The sequence below is a fragment of the Denitratimonas organivorans genome, from assembly GCF_037478135.1.
Lineage (GTDB): Bacteria > Pseudomonadota > Gammaproteobacteria > Xanthomonadales > Xanthomonadaceae > Denitratimonas.
Window position 1 is genome coordinate 191855 of sequence record NZ_JBBHDV010000006.1, and the last position, 16802, is coordinate 208656.

The 16802-nt window shown below is 67.0% G+C and carries 12 protein-coding genes; 10 read left to right on the forward strand and 2 right to left on the reverse strand.

The features are described from left to right. Positions 1-13 precede the first annotated feature (13 nt). The 3 genes from WDB66_RS08500 (at position 14) to ppa (ending at position 3886) form a co-directional block, all read left to right on the forward strand. A complete protein-coding gene (locus tag WDB66_RS08500; RefSeq protein ID WP_339398118.1) occupies positions 14-901 on the forward strand; it encodes a CE1 family esterase in 888 nt (295 codons plus the stop codon). A gap of 181 nt (positions 902-1082) precedes the next feature. Further along, positions 1083-3113, forward strand: a complete 2031-nt coding sequence (locus tag WDB66_RS08505) for a sodium-translocating pyrophosphatase (protein WP_339398119.1) — start codon at positions 1083-1085, stop codon at positions 3111-3113. 215 nt (positions 3114-3328) lie between these two features. Further along, positions 3329-3886: an inorganic diphosphatase gene (ppa, locus tag WDB66_RS08510; protein ID WP_339398120.1), complete on the forward strand. Its 558-nt coding sequence runs from the start codon at positions 3329-3331 to the stop codon at positions 3884-3886. A 93-nt stretch (positions 3887-3979) separates the two neighbouring features. Here the strand turns inward: ppa and WDB66_RS08515 are convergent, their stop codons facing one another. Next, complete coding sequence (locus WDB66_RS08515; protein ID WP_339398121.1) at positions 3980-4990, reverse strand: DUF2333 family protein; 1011 nt, start codon at positions 4988-4990, stop codon at positions 3980-3982. 204 nt (positions 4991-5194) lie between these two features. On the opposite strand from WDB66_RS08515, the gene WDB66_RS08520 reads away from it, so the two are divergent. After that, complete coding sequence (locus tag WDB66_RS08520; protein WP_339398122.1) at positions 5195-7957, forward strand: DUF349 domain-containing protein; 2763 nt, start codon at positions 5195-5197, stop codon at positions 7955-7957. A 533-nt stretch (positions 7958-8490) separates the two neighbouring features. Here WDB66_RS08520 and WDB66_RS08525 read toward each other — a convergent pair. Then, entirely contained in the window at positions 8491-10851 is a 2361-nt protein-coding gene (locus tag WDB66_RS08525; protein WP_339398123.1) for a TonB-dependent receptor domain-containing protein, read from the reverse strand. A gap of 493 nt (positions 10852-11344) precedes the next feature. On the opposite strand from WDB66_RS08525, the gene WDB66_RS08530 reads away from it, so the two are divergent. From WDB66_RS08530 to WDB66_RS08555, 6 genes are all read left to right on the forward strand, one after another. Then, positions 11345-11986 (forward strand): PepSY-associated TM helix domain-containing protein, encoded by a 642-nt coding sequence (locus tag WDB66_RS08530; protein ID WP_339398124.1) that lies wholly within the window; start codon positions 11345-11347, stop codon positions 11984-11986. 40 nt (positions 11987-12026) lie between these two features. After that, entirely contained in the window at positions 12027-12548 is a 522-nt protein-coding gene (locus tag WDB66_RS08535) for a DUF2271 domain-containing protein (protein WP_339398125.1), read from the forward strand. Between the two features lie 40 nt (positions 12549-12588). Continuing rightward, positions 12589-13461: a DUF4198 domain-containing protein gene (locus tag WDB66_RS08540; RefSeq protein WP_339398171.1), complete on the forward strand. Its 873-nt coding sequence runs from the start codon at positions 12589-12591 to the stop codon at positions 13459-13461. A gap of 27 nt (positions 13462-13488) precedes the next feature. Further along, on the forward strand, positions 13489-14724 hold the full coding sequence (locus WDB66_RS08545; RefSeq protein ID WP_339398126.1) for an FAD:protein FMN transferase: 1236 nt from the start codon (positions 13489-13491) through the stop codon (positions 14722-14724). Further along, entirely contained in the window at positions 14721-16355 is a 1635-nt protein-coding gene (locus WDB66_RS08550) for a sulfite reductase subunit alpha (RefSeq protein WP_339398127.1), read from the forward strand. Before WDB66_RS08545 ends, WDB66_RS08550 begins: the two co-directional genes overlap by 4 nt. A 73-nt stretch (positions 16356-16428) precedes the next feature. Beyond that, positions 16429-16692, forward strand: coding sequence for a DksA/TraR family C4-type zinc finger protein (locus WDB66_RS08555; protein WP_339398128.1), 264 nt, complete (start codon positions 16429-16431; stop codon positions 16690-16692). Positions 16693-16802: the final 110 nt, after the last annotated feature.

Sequence of the window (16802 nt, forward strand, 5' to 3'; positions counted from 1 at the left end):
GAAAAGTGCTGCCATGCGTACCCGAGATATCGCCGGCCCGATGCTGGCATTGCTGTTGTCCGCCCTTGTTCCCTGCCATGCGGCCAGCACCGGCCGCTTGCCGGAATGGGTCTGCGGTCAGGGTGTGCCGCCGTTGTTCGTCGATGGATTCGAAGCCGGCGGCGTGATCTACCGGGAGCCTTCCGGCGGCAGTGGCGGCGTCTTCCCCGGGGCGGTATCGCGCACCGTGGTGGTGGGCGGAACCGCACGCAGCTACCACCTGCATGTGCCGCCCGGTTATCCCTTCGCCGAGCCGGTGCCATTACTGCTGGCCCTGCACGGCGGCGCGGGTCCGGGCATGGCGAATACGGCGTCCCAGGCAGTGCGTGATGCCTGGGCCGCAACTGCCAATGCCGGGAAATTCATCGTGGTCGCGCCCGTGGCATCGGGCAGCGGCGGCGGCTGGGTTCCGGGCACCGACTACGCCGTGATGCAGGCAGTGCTGGCCGACGTCGCGGCGCATTACGACATCGACACCAGCCGTGTGCATGGCTGGGGATTTTCCGCTGGCGGACATGTGCTGCACGACCTGGCCTTGCGTCAGCGCGAAACCGTTCCGGATATCCGCGATTTCGCCGCCTATGCGGTCAGTGCCGGTGCGCTCCTGGCCCACGCCTGCGCGTCGCCCGCCGACTGCTCCACATTGCTGGCCCAGGCCCAGCGCCGGATTCCGGTGAATCTGCGGGCGGGCAGCAGTGATCCGCTGTTGCCACACGTGCAGGCCGATCATGCCCGCTTCCAGGCCGCCGGCTGGGGCGCTGATGCCGCACTGACGGTGTTTTCCGGTGGCCACGAGATCCTGCCTGCGCAGCTGTCAGCCACCTGGAATTTCCTATGCCGGTTCCAGCGCCTGCCGGGCTGATTCCATAGCGCCACTGCCCAGCTGCCACGCGCGCCGGACATCGGCGCATGTCTGTCTGGCGGCTGAATGCTGCGCCGCTCCTTGGTGATGGGAAGGCGCGGCGCGATACTCGCGAACGGACCTGCGCAAGGCCGAGGTGGGTGGCGCGCAGGACGTTTCTTTCACCATGTGGGGGTTCGGAATGCTTGAGCAATACGGCTTGTGGCTGGCGCTGGGATGTGCGGTGCTGGCAATTCTCTACGGCGTGATCTCCACGCGCTGGATCCTGGCCCAGGCGGCCGGCAACGAGCGCATGCAGCAGATTGCCGCTGCCGTGCAGGAAGGCGCCGGTGCCTATCTGCGGCGTCAGTACATGACCATTTCCGTGGTCGGCGTGGTGCTGTTCCTGATCATCGGTTTCGTGCCGGCGCTGGGCTGGGCCACGGCCATCGGGTTCGCGATTGGTGCGATGCTGTCGGGCGTGGCCGGGTTCATCGGCATGTTTGTCTCGGTGCGGGCCAATGTGCGCACCACCCAAGCCGCCACCGTCGGCCTGAACCAGGCGCTGGCGGTCAGTTTCCGCGGTGGTGCGATCACCGGCATGCTGGTGGTGGGCCTGGGCCTGCTGGGCGTGGCCGGCTACTTCATGCTGGTACTCGGTGACGGGCGCGATGCGGCGGCGGTGGGCAACGCACTGCAACCGATGATCGGCCTGGCCTTCGGCTCCTCGCTGATCTCGATCTTCGCGCGGCTGGGCGGCGGCATCTTCACCAAGGGTGCGGATGTGGGCGCGGATCTGGTCGGCAAGGTCGAAGCCGGCATCCCCGAGGACGACCCGCGCAACCCGGCGGTGATCGCGGACAACGTGGGCGACAACGTCGGCGACTGCGCCGGCATGGCGGCCGATCTGTTCGAAACCTATGCGGTGACGATCATCGCCTCGATGCTGGTCGCCGGCATCGCCTTCACCACCTACGGCTGGGCCGGTGTGGTGTATCCGCTGGTGCTGGGCGCGGCCTCGATCGTGGCCTCGGTGATCGGCACCTTCTTCGTCAAGGCGCGCCCGGGCGGCAAGATCATGAATGCGCTGTATCGCGGGCTGGGGGTTTCCGGCGTGCTGGCGGCGATCGCGTTCTGGTTCATCACCCACAACATGTTCGCCGCAGAACATGCGATGCCGCTGTTCTGGTGCGCGATCGTCGGGCTGGTGCTGACCGCGCTGCTGGTGGTGATCACCGAGTACTACACCGCGACCGAATACGCGCCGGTGCAGCAGGTCGCCAAAGCTTCGGAAACCGGCCACGGCACCAATGTCATCGCCGGGCTGGCGGTATCGATGAAGTCGACCGCGGCGCCGGTGATCGTGGTCGCGGCGGCGATCTGGTTCTGCTACTGGCTGGCCGGTCTCTACGGTCTGGCGGTCGCCGCCACCGCGATGCTGTCGATGGCCGGCATGATCGTGGCGCTGGACGCCTACGGCCCGATCACCGACAACGCTGGCGGCATTGCGGAAATGAGCGGCCTGCCGCCGGAAATCCGCGAAACCACCGACGCGCTCGACGCCGTCGGCAACACCACCAAGGCGGTCACCAAGGGCTACGCCATCGGTTCGGCCGGGCTGGCCGCGCTGGTGCTGTTCGCCGATTACGCGCACAAGCTCGATGCTTCCGGCGCCCAGGTGAACTTCTCGATCGACAACCCGAATGTGGTGATCGGCCTGCTGATCGGCGGCATGATCCCCTACCTGTTCGGCGCACTGGCGATGCAGGCCGTGGGCCGCGCCGCCGGTGCTGTGGTGGAGGAAGTGCGCCGCCAGTTCCGCGAGATCAAGGGCATCATGGACGGCAGCGGCAAGCCGCAGTACGACCGCGCGGTCGACCTGCTGACCCGCTCGGCGATCAAGGAAATGATCGTGCCGTCGCTGCTGCCGCTGGTGATTCCGATCATCGTCGGCCTGACGCTCGGGGCCGACGCGCTCGGCGGCCTGCTGATGGGCACGATCGTGACCGGCCTGTTCCTGGCGATCTCGATGTGTACCGGCGGCGGCGCCTGGGACAACGCCAAGAAGTACATCGAGGAAGGCCATCACGGTGGCAAGGGCAGCGAGGCGCACAAGGCCGCGGTCACCGGCGATACCGTCGGCGACCCGTACAAGGACACCGCCGGCCCGGCGGTGAACCCGCTGATCAAGGTCACCAACATCGTCGCGCTGCTGCTGGTGCCGATCCTGTAATCCGCGTTTTCACACCATGTTGAACCCGCAACGCCCCGGTTTCCCCGGGGCGTTGTCTTTTCAGGCGAGCGGATCGGCGATGTCGAAGCGATCACATCCAGCGCTGGTCGGTGGATGTCCCGACACCCCGGATTGATGCGCCGCAACACGCATTCCCGTATCCTTGCCACCCTGATCCGCCGCTGCGGCGGCCACCCCCTTCAAGGAGTCAAAACATGGGCCTTGGTCTGGTCGATGCCGGTCGCGACGTACCGAACGAAATCAACGTCATCATCGAAATCCAGAAGGATTCCGAGCCGGTCAAGTACGAGGTCGACAAGGCCTCCGGCGCGATGTTCGTGGACCGCATCCTGTCCACCCCGATGCGCTACCCCTGCAACTACGGCTACATCCCGCGCACCCTCGGCGGTGATGGCGATCCGGCCGACGTGCTGGTGATCCTGCCGCTGCCGCTGGTGCCCGGCTCGGTGGTGCGCTGCCGCCCGGTCGGCATGCTGAAAATGACCGATGAAAGCGGCAGCGATGAAAAGATCCTCGCGGTGCCGATCGGCAAGATCTTCGCCGGCTATGCCCATATCGAGAATCTGGACCAGGTTTCGCCGCACTGGCTGGAGCGCATCGGCCACTTCTTCGAGCACTACAAGGATCTGGAAAAGGGCAAGTGGGTGCGCGTTGCCGGCTGGGCCGACGCCGCCGCCGCCCGCCAGGAAATCATCGAATCGCAGCAGCGCTACCTCGACGCCCCGGCGCACGAAAAACCGCCGGTGGGTTGATTTCACCAAGGAACGGGCTGGCTTGGCATCGGCTGGCCCGGTCAGCTCCGACAGCCGGCAATGTCCGGCCGTGTCGTCGTCCGTCGTCCCGCTTCATCCCCTTTCCAGCAACCGCCTCAAATCAATCACCGCCGCGTTCGCGCGCGAGATGTAGTTGGCCATCACCAGCGAGTGGTTGGCGAAGAAGCCGAACGGGCTGCCGTTGAGCACCATCGGGCTGCCGAGCGGGGCCTGGGTTTCCTCCAGTTCGCGGATCACCTGGCGCAGGCTGACCAGCGCGTTCTTGTCGCGCAGCACGCGGTCGAAATCCACTTCCACCGCCTTCAGGAAATGCAGCAGCGCCCAGGTCGAGCCGCGCGCTTCGTAGAACACGTCGTCGATCTGCGTCCACGGCGTGCGCACCACGGTCAGGCCGTCCGGGCCGACTTCGCCGCTACTGTCCGGGTCGGTATCCAGCACCACCTGGCCGGCGCTGGCCGAAAGCCGCTGCGACAGGGAACCAAGGCGCTTTTCCACCACCGCCAGCCAGTCGGCGAGGTTGTCGGCGCGGGCATAGAACTGGGTGCTGGCGGCCGCCGGATCACTCAAGCGCGCCAGATACGCATCGACATGGGCGATGCCCTTGCGGTACTGGCTTTCGCTGGACGGCAGCAGCCAGCGGTCGTTGGGCGAGGAAAACAGCGGGTCGGCCTCGGCCAGATCCGGGTCTTCGACGCTCTGGGTCTGGGAGCGGGAAAAGTCGTTGCGGAAGGCCTTGGCCAGATCGCGCACCTGCACCAGCGCGCCGTATTCCCAGTTCGGCATGTTGTCCAGGAACAGGCCCGGCGGCAGCTTGTCGTTGGAAATGTAGCCGCCACGCTTGTCCAGCAGGCTGCGCGACACCCGGATCAGGCTGTGTGTGGTGACCGTGCCGGTGACCTGTGCCTGGCCGCGTGCAGCCGCGGCCTCGCGCGCGCTGGCCGCCACGTCGAAGCGCGCCGGCTCGTCGTTCCACCACCACATCAGCGCCAGCACGATCACCACCAGCAGCGCCAGCAACACACTGCCGAGGCGGATGAAAAGGTGGCTGCGCTTGCCACCACGGACGGGAATGGCCTGATTCATCGTCGTTCTCCAACGCGGGGGCCATAAGCGTACCGCGCCGGATATCGCCGCGCCCGACAGATCGGGTGCGGCTGCCGTCACCATCGCGGCCATCCACTTCAGCGCAGCGCTGCATCGAAGCGGCGCCGGCGCTATCGTGTTCGTGCTACAACGCCGTTCCCGTTCGCCCGCCTTGCGGGCCAGACCTGCCAGAGCCGATCCGCCGTGAGCCTGTTTTCCCTGCTGCGCAAACCCTCCTGGGAACATCGTGACCCCGCCCGTCGTGCTGCCGCTGTTGCCGCTGAAAACGACCCCGAACTGCTGGCGAAACTGCCCGACCTGGCCCGCAACGACAGCGAAGAACAGGTCCGTCTGGCGGCCCTGCGCCGGATCGATGATCTTTCGCTGTTGGGCGACCGCATGCGCAACGACGAAGCCGCCAGCGTCCGTGCCGCCGCGCGCCAGCGCTATCTGCAGCGCCTGCTCGATCCGGCGGTACCGCTGCTGGAGCGCGAGCGCGTGCTGACGGTGGAGGAAGACGCCGACATCCTCGCCACGATCGCGCAACAGGCGCCGGAAACCGCACTGCGCCAGCTCGGCCTGGAACGCGCCGCGCGCCCCGGCCTGCTGCTGGAACGCTGCGTCAAGGATCCGGACCCGGCGCTGCGGCTGTGGTTGCTGGACCGCATCGACGACCTGGCCGCGCTGGACCGCGTCGCCGAACGTGCCCGCCGCACCGACAAGGTGCTGGCCCGCACCGCACGCGAACGCGCCTTCGCGATCCGCCTTGCCGCCGGCGACATCGAGACCACGCGCGAACGCGCCATGGCGATCTGCGACGAACTGGACACCTTGCGCCGCACCGCCGCCGAGGACGCCGCCGTCCGTCGCGAAGCGCTCGGGAAGGAATGGGCAGGCTTGGCGCCGCGTCTGGACGAAGCGATGGAGCGCCGCGTGCAGGGCTATTTCACCGCGCTGGATACCGCGCTGGCCGGCCCGCCAACGGAGCCGGAAGCTGTAATCGACGAAGCCGCCGCCAGCGCCACTGCGGCCACGCCCGAACCCGCTGCGCCGGTACGCACCGCCGATCCCGCCATCGCCGCGTTGCTGGCCGAACTGGACGCCCGCGCCGCACGCCTGGGCACCCGCGAACTGGCCGATATCGAAAGACGCTGGAACACCCGCGTACGCCAGATCGAACCGCTGCTGGAAGAAGAAGAAACCCAGCGCAGCCGCTTCCAGAGCCTGGCCGGCGATGTACGCAAGCGCCTGGAACAGGCCGAGCAGCAACGCACCGCCACGCTTCAATCCCTGCCCGAGCGCATCAAGGCGCTGGAAGCCGCCGTCGCCGCCGGCCAGGTCGCACAGGCGCGTGAACTGCAACATGCGCTGGACGCCGACCGCAAACAGTTGCGCGAACATTTTCCGCGTGCCATTGCGCGCCGCTTAGGTGAAGCCGCGCGCGAGCTGGATACGCTGGGCAAGTGGCAGCACTGGTCCAACAACAAGGCCCGCGTGCGCCTGATCGAAGAAGTCGAAGCCTTAGCCGGCAGCGGCCTGCACCCGGACGCGGTGGCCGCCCGGATCAAGGAGTTGCAGGCCGAATGGCAACAGCTGTCCGATACCGAAGCCCGCGCAGCCGACGCACCCGAGCACCCGCTGACGCGCCGCTTCCGTGGCGCCTGCCACCGCGTGCTGAAGCCGGCCCGGCCCTACTTCGAGAAGCGGCGTGAATTGCGCGGCGAACGGCGCGAGGAAATCGAAGCCTTCCTCCAGCGCCTTGAAACCGAGCCCGGTGCCGACGCCGGCATCCGTGAATGGATCGGCACCCGCCGCCAGATCATCGACACCCTGCGCCAGAGCGATGAGCTGGAACCGGGCGCACGGCGCGAACTGGGCCGGCGCCTGCGTGAAGCGCTGGCGCGCGCAGATGCCGCCATCACCGCACTGGAAACCGAAGCCGAAGCCGGCAAGCGCAAGCTGCTGGCCAATCTGCGCCGCGACCTGATGCACGCCGACCTGGCCGCCGGCCTGTCTTTGGCGCGTCAGGCCCAGGCCGCGTGGAAAACCCTGCCGCGCGCCGGACGCAAGGCCGAGGACGCGCTCTGGGCCGAACTGCGCGAACTGGTCGATCCGTTCTTCTCGCAGGCCGATGCACGCCAACGCGAGCACGATCAGGCCCGGAACGAGCGCGAACAGCAGGCCCGCGCCATCCTCGACGAACTGGCGCAGCTGTCCGCGCCCGAACAGATCGCGCAGGCCGAATCACGCCTGGCCGCATTGCAAACGCGCTGGCGCGAGCTGGCCGAAACGCCGCTGCCGGACGCCGGCGAAGCCGACACGCCACGTGAAGACCGGCGTGGCGGACGTGATGGCCGCAACCCGCGCCATGAGCGCCGTGATGCACGTCCACCCCGCACCGCAACACGCGGCGGTCTGGACGAACGCGCTTTCGACCGTGCCGTGGCCAAGGTGCAGGAGGCCCGCGCGCAGCTGGCCGCGGCCGAGCGTCGGGCCGAATGGGCCACGATCGCGCAGGCCGGCCGGTTGTGCGACCAGCTGGAAACAATGCCACTGGATGCGTCCGATCCGGCCCGCCATGCACTGGCCGAACAGCTCCGTAGCCTTGCCCTGCCGGGCGATGCGAAGATGGCGCTGGAACCGCGTCTGCACAGTGCGCTGGAAGGCAACCTGCCACTGGCCGCCGCCACTTCCACTCCGGCCGAACGCGCCGACGAACTGACCGTGCTGGCGGAACTTGCAACCGATATCGAATCGCCCGAACCGGCACGCGAATTGCGCCGCCGCATCCAGATCCAGCGCCTGTCCGACCATCTCTCCGGCGCCGCTGGTGGCGAACGCGATGAATTGCGTGCGCTGTTGCTGGAATACATCGCACTGGTCGGCGTCCCGGCACAGCAGCGCAGCGAACTGGCAACGCGCTGGGATGCGGTGCTCAAGGCGCGCGGCATCGAATCACAGGACTGAACGTGCGCGGGCGCTGCGAAAAGCGGCGCTTCGCCGGTCACCTTTTCACCGGTCACCATTGGCGCTTGCTCGACCAGCACGGAGTGCTCACCCACTCCGTCCAGTCAGGCACCTGCTCCGCCCGAAGCCCAGCCCGCCTGGCCCTTTTCTGCGATCCAGCAAGAACCAATCAAACCCCACCATGTCATCCCAGCGCACGCCGGGATCCAGTCTTTCAATAACTTCCCGAAGCGCTGGCCTACCAGCCTCCCGACTGTTGAAAACCCGGCTTGACCCGCTTCGCTGTTGAAAGCCGCCGGAATGACGCGCTCCCCACATGTTCCGTGGCCGGGCTGACACCCTGCTCAAATGTCCGATGCCTGAAATGCAAAAGCGGGCCGGATCACTCCGTCCCGCTTTCGCGTCATGCATGGCATTCGTCGCCGTGGCCGCCTGTCACCCGACAGGCAACAACACGTAATCCGCGCGCTTCGTTGCAACACGGATTCCGGCCGCAGACATCAGCACCCGCCACGGCCGGAACCGTGCGTCGGTCAGAAGCGCAGATTCAGGCTCAGCCACAGGTTCCGCGACTTGTCCTTGTTGTTGTAGTCGTCCAGATAACTGGGCGTGTACTCACCGTTCGGGTCCTGGTTCCACACCGTCTGGAAGCTGGTGAAATCCTCGTCCAGCAGGTTGTTGATGCGGGCCGCGAACGAGATGTTGTCGGTGAAGCGGTACTGCCCGCCCAGGTGGAACACGGTGTAATCCTTGTAGTAGCGCGGATTGCCGTCCACATCCACATCACGGTAGCGCTCGGAGCGGGCCTCGCCGATCAGTTGCAGGCTGAACTTCTCGGTCGCCAGCCATTCCAGCGTGGTATTGAACATGTGCTCGGCGCTGTTGGTCAGCGGCAGGCCCTTCTGCGCGCCGCTGAGCTGTTCGCTGTCGGTGTAGGTGTAGTTGGCACGCAGCGAGAACGCATCGTTGAACTCGTAGCGGCCGGCCAGCTCGGCACCACGCACGCGGGCTTCGTCGATGTTGATGTTCTGCGCGTAGGTGCCGTAGCCCAGCAACTCGTAGTCACCCAGGTTGGCGCAGGGCCGCACGCCGCCGGTCTGGGCACAGCTCAGATTGGTTTCACCACGCGCGATCTTGTCCTTGAAATCATTGTTGAAGACGGTGATGTTGAAATTGTGGCCAGCGTTGGGCGAGGTCCAGTACAGCGCGATCTCGCTGTTGACGCTGGTTTCCGGTTCCAGTTCAGGATTGCCGATGAACGGCGAGGTGCCCTGGCCACCGAAGCCGGTGACACCGTCGTACAGATCCGTGGTCTTGGGCGTCTTGTAGCCGGTACTGACGCCACCCTTCAACGCCCAGTCCGGATTGACGTTGTAGACCGCATACAGGCGCGGACTGACCTGGCCGCCGAACATGTTGTGGTCGTCGTAGCGCACGCCGCCGGTGATGGTCAGCGCATCGCCCGGGGTCCAGTTGTCCTCGACGAAGACCGACCACATTTCATGGTCCTGCACCACGCCGGCGCCGTCATTTCCCTGCTCCATGCCGAACACGCCGTCGTCCAGTTCGCCATCGATCATCTGGCCGCCGAACACGACGTGGTGGTTGTCGCCCACCGCCATGTCGATCTTGGCATCCAGCGTGTACTGGCTGGATTGCAGGCTGCGCTTGGGCCGCGGCAGGAAGGTGTCGATCATCAGTTGGCGGCGTTCGTCCTCGCTCATGCCGGCGTAGTCGCCGGTGCCGCGGAACATCTGCTGATGGACCAGGCGCTCGGCCACGGTCAGCGGCAGGGTGCGGCCATGGTTGTCGGTTTCCACATGCGACAACGAAATGAAGCTGCGACCGAACTCCCAATCACCGTGGTGGGTGATGGCCCACTGGTCACGGGTGAACTCCTGATCGGCTGCGTACCCGGCGCGCGGCGCCGAGCGCCACAGCCCGGCGATGCCATCGACGGTGCCCAGTGGATAGGCCTCGGTGCCCAGATTGTTGATATACGGGGTGTTGTCGTAGACATGCTCGGAGGTGTCGTAGTCCAGTAGCACGCTTTGTGAGTCGGTCGGCGTCCAGCTCAGCGTGATGCCCATTTCCTTGTTGGTGTTGTCCACGGTGCGGCCGCCGCCGCCGAAGCCGAGCGAGCGCTCGAACTGCGTGCCATCGGGTGCGTGGATGATTTCGTATTCGGGCGTGGACGCATCGCGCTCATAGCGTGCACCGCGCACCGTCAGGCCGAGCAGATCCGGCACCAACGGGCCGCTGAGCGCGAAATCGATGCTGCTGTCCGAACCGAAGTCGCTGTTTTCCTGGATGTTGTGGCCAAGCGTGACCGAACCGGTCCAGCGCGTGGAGACCTTGCGCGTGATGATGTTGATCACGCCGCCCAGCGCGTCGGCGCCGTACAGCGTGGACGCCGGACCACGGATCACTTCGATCCGCTCGATCATGTCCAGCGGCGGGATGTGGTTGAACTGGTTGCCACCGAAGTTGTTCGGATAGATGTCGCCGTGGTTGTTCTGGCGACGGCCGTCGATCAGGATCAGGGTGTAGTCCGGGCCCATGCCGCGCATGCTGATGGTCTTCTGCCCGGTCTTGTCGGAGGTTTCACCGACATCTATGCCTTCCAGATCGCGCACCGCGTCGATCAGGGTCATGTAGGGGCGCTTTTCCAGTTCCGCGCGCGTCACCACGCTGATGCTGGCCGGCGCATCGACGATCTTCTGCTCGAAGCCGGCGGCGGTGACGACGACCGGTTCCAGCAACTGCGCATCGGCATCGAGCAGGGTTTCGGCCGCCGCCGGGAAGGTCAGCGCCAGAGCGAGGGCAAGGGCGATCGGGGAACGCGCAGGCGCGCGGTTGCGGCTGCGGGAAGAAGCATCGGTGTGCTGGAGCATGGTGGATCCTGAAAGGGGGAAGGTCCGGCATGACCCCGGCGACGCTGCGGCCGCGCCGTGCGATGGCGGGCGGTTCCGGGGCATGGGGTCGATGTCGCAGTGCAGAATCGTATTGCGAACCATTTACATTCGCAATACCCTTTGTTAGCTTTTCCCGGCCGCCATCATCCCCGTGACCCGCGTTGCGCCGGATGCTTGCCGGCCAGCGCGGGACTTCCATACAATTGATAATAGTTTTCATTAGCAGTACCGACGTGAGCCTTTCCGCCCCGTCTCCGGACGCCGTGCCAGCGAGTTTCCACCTCACCTGCAGCACTGCTCCGGCCGGCCCGGAACAGCACGTCGCCCCCTGCGCCCGGCTGTTTCCAGACCCGACCGCAACATCCGCCCACGCGCCCGGAAACCGCCGCCATGTACGGCGGCCAGTCCTTGTGCGTCGCAGCACGGCGCGCGTTGAAACCCTCCTGCACTCTGCTGCGGCAGCGGTCGCCTGATGTCCGCGCTGACTTCGCACGCTGCACCGCAGCGCCGCGCCTTCTGGCTGCGCACGCTGCATCAATGGCACTGGATCAGCTCGGCGCTGTGCCTGATCGGTCTGCTGGCATTTGCCATCACCGGCATCACGCTGAACCACGCCAGCCAGATTCCGGCGTCACCGCGCACCACCACCCACCAGGGGCAACTGCCGGAGACCTTGCGTGCAGACCTCGCCGCGCTGGCTGAAGAAGCCGAACCGGTCGGCGCGCTGCCACTGGCGCTGCGCGCCTTGCTGCGCGACGAATTGGGCCTGCGCGTCGGCACGCGCGAGGCCGAGTGGTCGCCGGACGAGATTTACCTGTCGCTGCCACGGCCCGGTGGCGACGCGTGGCTGTCGGTGGATCTGGCCTCCGGCCAGATCGAATACGAAGGCACCGATCGCGGCTGGATCGCCTATTTCAACGACCTGCACAAAGGCCGCAACACCGGCCCGGCCTGGAGCTGGTTCATCGACATCTTCGCGCTGGCCTGCCTGGTGTTCTCGATCACCGGTCTGTTCCTGCTGCAACTGCACGCGCGCCAGCGCGGCCTGACCTGGCCGATGGTCGGGCTTGGTTTTCTGGTGCCGCTGCTGATCGCGCTGCTGCTGATCCACTGATCCGCTTTTCCACCCTTCCACAGACTTTGAGAGAGCCTTGATGAAACGCCTGCTCCTGCCCCTGTTGCTGCTTCCTTCCGCGTTTGCGCTGAACGCCGCCGAACTGTCCGTGCAGGTGGAGATCCCGAAGCTGGATGTGGCCGAGTACCACCGCCCCTACGTGGCGATCTGGATCGAGCGCGCCGATGCCAGCGTGGCCGCCAACCTGTCGGTCTGGTACCAGCAGGACAAGCCCGACCAGCGCGGTGAAAGCGGAACCAAATGGCTGCCGGATCTGCGCCAGTGGTGGCGCCGCAGCGGCCGTGCGCTGGACCTGCCGGTGGACGGCGTCACCGGCGCCACGCGTCCGGTCGGCAGGCACCGCCTGGTGTTTTCCTCGACCAGCGAACCGCTGAAGTCGCTGGAGGCCGGCAGCTACAACCTCGTGGTCGAAGCCGCACGCGAAGTCGGTGGCCGCGAGCTGCTGAAACTGCCGCTGGCCTGGCCGCCGACAGAAGCCGCGCAATCCAGTGTTCAAGGCACCAGCGAACTGGGCCGGATCACCTTCGACATCACGCCCTGACCCCTTCCCTTCCAGGAGAACCCGACCGATGAGAACTTCCCTGCTCCGCCCCGTTTCCGCCGCACTGGCACTCGCCCTCGCATTGCCGTTCGCGGCACAGGCGCACAAAGCCTGGCTGGTGCCCTCGGCCACCGTCGTCTCCGGCAATGCGCCGTGGGTCAGCGTGGATGGCGCGATTTCCAACAACCTCTACTACCCCGACCACTTCCCGATGCGGCTCGAATCGCTGGTCATCACCGCGCCCGACGGCAGCGCCGTGGCCGCGCAGAACCCGCACACCGGCAAGTACCGCAGCGTGTTCGATGTGGAACTGGCCCAGACCGGCACCTACCGCATCGCCAGCGTCAACGCCAGCCTGTCGGCGCGCTGGGACACCGCTGAAAGCCTGGCGGCCGCAGAAAAAGCCAAGGCCGCAGGAGCACCTGCTTCAGGTCCGGGCAGCCCGGCAGCCGGTGGCTTCCTGCGCAACGCCACGGCCGAAGACCTGAAGACCAAGGTGCCCAAGGACGCGAAAAACCTGCAAATCACCCAAGGCAGCGGCCGCATCGAAACCTTCGTCACCAACGGCGCCCCGAGCACCGGCGCCTTGAAGCCCACCGGCAAGGGTCTGGAACTGGTGCCGGTGACGCACCCCAACGATCTTTTCGCCGGCGAAACGGCCAACTTCCGCCTGCTGATCGACGGCGAAGCGGCCAGCGGCGTGGACGTGGAAATCGTGCCCGGCGCGACCCGCTACCGCGACAGCCAGGACGAGATCATCGTCAAGACCGATGCCGAAGGCGGATTCAGTGTGACCTGGCCTGCGCCGGGCATGTACTGGCTGGAAGCCTCACTGCGCGACGACAAGGCCACCGCACCGGCCACGGCGCGCCGCGCCAGCTACGTGGCCACGCTGGAAGTGCTGCCGCAGTAAGGCGGTGAACGGGATGAGGAGTGGGGAATGGGTTTTTTCGACTCTCCCTCCCCCGCAGGCGCGGGGGCAAGCAGGGCTTTCAAGCAGCGACGCTGCGGGCCTGTGAACGTCCATCGGCATGAAGGCCGATGGGCCGGGGCAGGTCGGGATGAGGGGAAGAGCACCGCAAACGCGCGTCGCTATTCCCACTCACCTGAAAAGCCCCCTCACCCCAACCCTCTCCTTCCCGCGTGGGGGAGAGGGAGCCTGATTTTCATCATCTGCCTCTGCATCGGCCTGCTGCTCGCCGCCTGCACCACGCCCGAACCCTTGCGCCTGCACGGCCCATCCATGGGCACGACCTGGCAGGTGACGGCCATTACACCTGCCTCGCGCAAGGCGGAGCTGCGCGCGTGCATCGAGCAGCGCCTGGATGAGCTGATCGCGCAGATGAGCGCCTGGGAGCCCGGATCGGACCTGAGCCGCTTCAATCACGCCCCGGCGGGCAGCTGGCAGACGTTGCCGGCCGACCTTTTCACCGTGCTCGAACACGCGCTCGCACTGTCCGCACACACCCGGGGCGCCTACGATCCGACCATCGGCCCGCTCGTGGATGCCTGGGGCTTCGGTCCGCAGGGCGAATCGCGCAGCACGCCGCCATCGGATGAAGACATCGCCGCCGCACAGGCCCGGAGTGGTGCCGCGCGGCTGCAACTGGACGTGCCGCAGCGGCGCGCGCTGCAACCCGGCGGCCTGCAGCTGGATGTGAATTCGCTCGCGCCCGGTTACGCCGTGGATGCCATCGCCGCGCTACTGCATGAAGCCGGAGTCGAGGCGTTTCTGGTCGAACTGGGCGGAGAAATACGCGCGGCGGGGCGCAAACCCGACGGCCGCCCGTGGCGCGTGGCGGTGGAACGCCCCGACACGTCTGCGAACAGCGATTTCGACATCATCGTCGAACTGGTCGATGCCGCGCTCGGCACCTCCGGCGATTACCGCGTCGCCTTCATGCACGAGGGCCGGCGCTATTCCCACACCCTGGACCCGCGCACCGGTGAACCGGTGAGCCACGCCCTGGCCGCGGTGACCGTGATCATGAACAGCGCGGACGGTGGCAGCGCGATGGCCGCCGATGCACGCGCCGCCGCGCTGATGGTGCTCGGCCCGGAGGCCGGCATGGCCTTCGCGCTGGAACACGGGCTGGCGGCGGTGTTCACGCTGCGCGAAAGCGACGGCTACCGGCGCCTGGCCACACCGGCGTTCGAACGGTACCGCGCCCGATGAGCCGGCATTCCGCGAAACCCGACCGGGCCTGGTTCGGGCAGGCGGCCAGCCTGCTGGCGCTGCTGGTGATCGGCGTGATCTCCGTGCGCTTCAGCCCCGGCGAATGGCGCTGGAGCACGGACCCGCAGCGCATCGGCTGGGCGCTGGCGGCCAGTGTGCTGTTCTTCGCGGCCTGGGGTTTCGGCGCTCGGCGCCGTGCCGCCCGCAAACGGGCCGAAGCCGGTACGCCGCTGCGTGCTGACGGGCCGCTGCCGGTATTCCACGCCAGCCAGACCGGGTTCGCCCAGCAGCTGGCCGAACAGACAGCGCTGGTACTGCAACGGGCCGGCGTTCCGGCCTGCGCGAAGCCGCTGACGGCGCTGGATGTTGAAGCACTGGCGACGGTGCCGCGCGCACTGTTCATCGCCAGCACCACCGGCGAGGGCGATGCGCCGGATGCGCTGGCCGGTTTCGTGCGGCGCACGCTGGCCGGCAAGGCGCCACTGCCCGGCCTGCACTACGGTCTGCTGGCGCTGGGCGACCGCCACTACACGCAGTTCTGCGCGTTCGGCCGGCAACTGGATGCCTGGTTGCAGGCCCAGGGCGCGACGCCGATGTTTCCGTCCATCGAAGTCGACAACGCCGACACCGCCGCGCTGGAACGCTGGCGTGATGCGCTGGCGCAGCTGGGCGGCAAGGCGCTGGAACTTCCACAGTTCGACGCCGCACCGTGGCAGGACTGGCGCCTGATGCAGCGGCAGGAACTGAATCCGGGCAGTCAGGGCGAGCCGGTATTCCAGCTGCAATTGCAGCCGGCCGACGACCCGCTGCCGGCATGGCGCGCCGGCGACATCGCCGAAGTGCTGCCGCAACACGCTCCGGAAACCCTGAGCGCATGGTTCCGCGCCACCGGGCTGGATCCGCAACAGCAGGTGGACGTGGCCGGTGCCGGCTCATCCTTGATCGACCACGTCGCCCGCTGCGAGCTGCCCGAGCCCGCGCATATCGCCGGCATGGACGCACAGCAGGTGGCCGACACCGTGGTGCAGCTGCGCGCCCGGGATTATTCGATCGCCTCGATTCCGGCCGATGGCTCGCTCGAATTGCTGGTGCGGCAGGGGCATCGTCCCGATGGCAGTCTCGGGCTGGCCGCCGGCTGGCTGACACGACATGCCGCACCCGGGAAAACCATTGCTCTGCGGCTGCGCAGCAATCCCAACTTCCACGCTCCGGATGACGATGTGCCGCTGATCCTGATCGGCAACGGCACCGGTCTGGCCGCGCTGCGCGCACTGCTGCGTGAACGCATCGCGGCCGGGCGACATGCCAACTGGCTGCTGTTCGGCGAGCGCCAGCGCAGCTGCGATTTCTTCCACGGCGTGGAGCTGGAAGCCGCGCTTGCGGCAGGTCATCTGAGCCATCTGGATCTGGCCTTCTCGCGCGATGGCGCGCAGCGGGTGTATGTGCAGCATCTGCTGCAGCAGCAGGCCGAACGCCTGCAAGACTGGATTGAGGCCGGTGCCTGCATCCACGTCTGCGGCAGTCTGGAAGGCATGGCCGGCGGCGTGGACGCGGCACTGCGCTCGATCCTGGGCGATGCCCGGATGCAGCACCTGGCCGAAACCGGTCACTACCGCCGCGACGTGTACTGATGCGCTGATGCGCTGATCCGGGCAGGATCTCGGCGGCTTGAATTGCCGCCATGCCCGACCCATCCTCATCGGCATGGCAACCGGATGGGCAAAAGAAGGCGCGGTGCAGGACCAGATCGACAGCACGGTCGAAGATGCCGTGCTGCGCGCCCGCAGCCGCCTGCCGCAGGGCCCCGGCCTGGCCGAATGCGAGGACTGCGACGAACCGATCCCGCAGGCCCGGCGCGACGCGATCCCCGGCGTGCGCCGCTGCATCGCCTGCCAGAGCGAGCTGGACAAGGCCGACAGTTTCAGCGGCTACAACCGGCGTGGCAGCAAGGACAGCCAGCTGCGCTGAGAGTCTGGTTCAAAGAATCGCCGGATGCAGTGCGCGGATGCAGCGCGATGCCCGCGCCGGTCATACTTGCAGGCGATGGCCCGCCGGGCCGATACGCTGGACAAGGTGAT

Excerpts from the sequence above, each read along its gene's own strand:
- WDB66_RS08535 (WP_339398125.1), top strand. The coding sequence starts at position 12,027 with ATGAAACGCCTGCTCCTGCCCCTGTTGCTGCTTCCTTCCGCGTTTGCG.
- WDB66_RS08530 (WP_339398124.1), top strand. The coding sequence starts at position 11,345 with ATGTCCGCGCTGACTTCGCACGCTGCACCGCAGCGCCGCGCCTTCTGG.
- WDB66_RS08505 (WP_339398119.1), top strand. The coding sequence starts at position 1,083 with ATGCTTGAGCAATACGGCTTGTGGCTGGCGCTGGGATGTGCGGTGCTG.
- WDB66_RS08550 (WP_339398127.1), top strand. The coding sequence starts at position 14,721 with ATGAGCCGGCATTCCGCGAAACCCGACCGGGCCTGGTTCGGGCAGGCG.
- ppa (WP_339398120.1), top strand. The coding sequence starts at position 3,329 with ATGGGCCTTGGTCTGGTCGATGCCGGTCGCGACGTACCGAACGAAATC.
- WDB66_RS08555 (WP_339398128.1), top strand. The coding sequence starts at position 16,429 with ATGGCAACCGGATGGGCAAAAGAAGGCGCGGTGCAGGACCAGATCGAC.
- WDB66_RS08515 (WP_339398121.1), bottom strand. The coding sequence starts at position 4,990 with ATGAATCAGGCCATTCCCGTCCGTGGTGGCAAGCGCAGCCACCTTTTC.
- WDB66_RS08525 (WP_339398123.1), bottom strand. The coding sequence starts at position 10,851 with ATGCTCCAGCACACCGATGCTTCTTCCCGCAGCCGCAACCGCGCGCCT.
- WDB66_RS08500 (WP_339398118.1), top strand. The coding sequence starts at position 14 with ATGCGTACCCGAGATATCGCCGGCCCGATGCTGGCATTGCTGTTGTCC.
- WDB66_RS08545 (WP_339398126.1), top strand. The coding sequence starts at position 13,489 with ATGGGTTTTTTCGACTCTCCCTCCCCCGCAGGCGCGGGGGCAAGCAGG.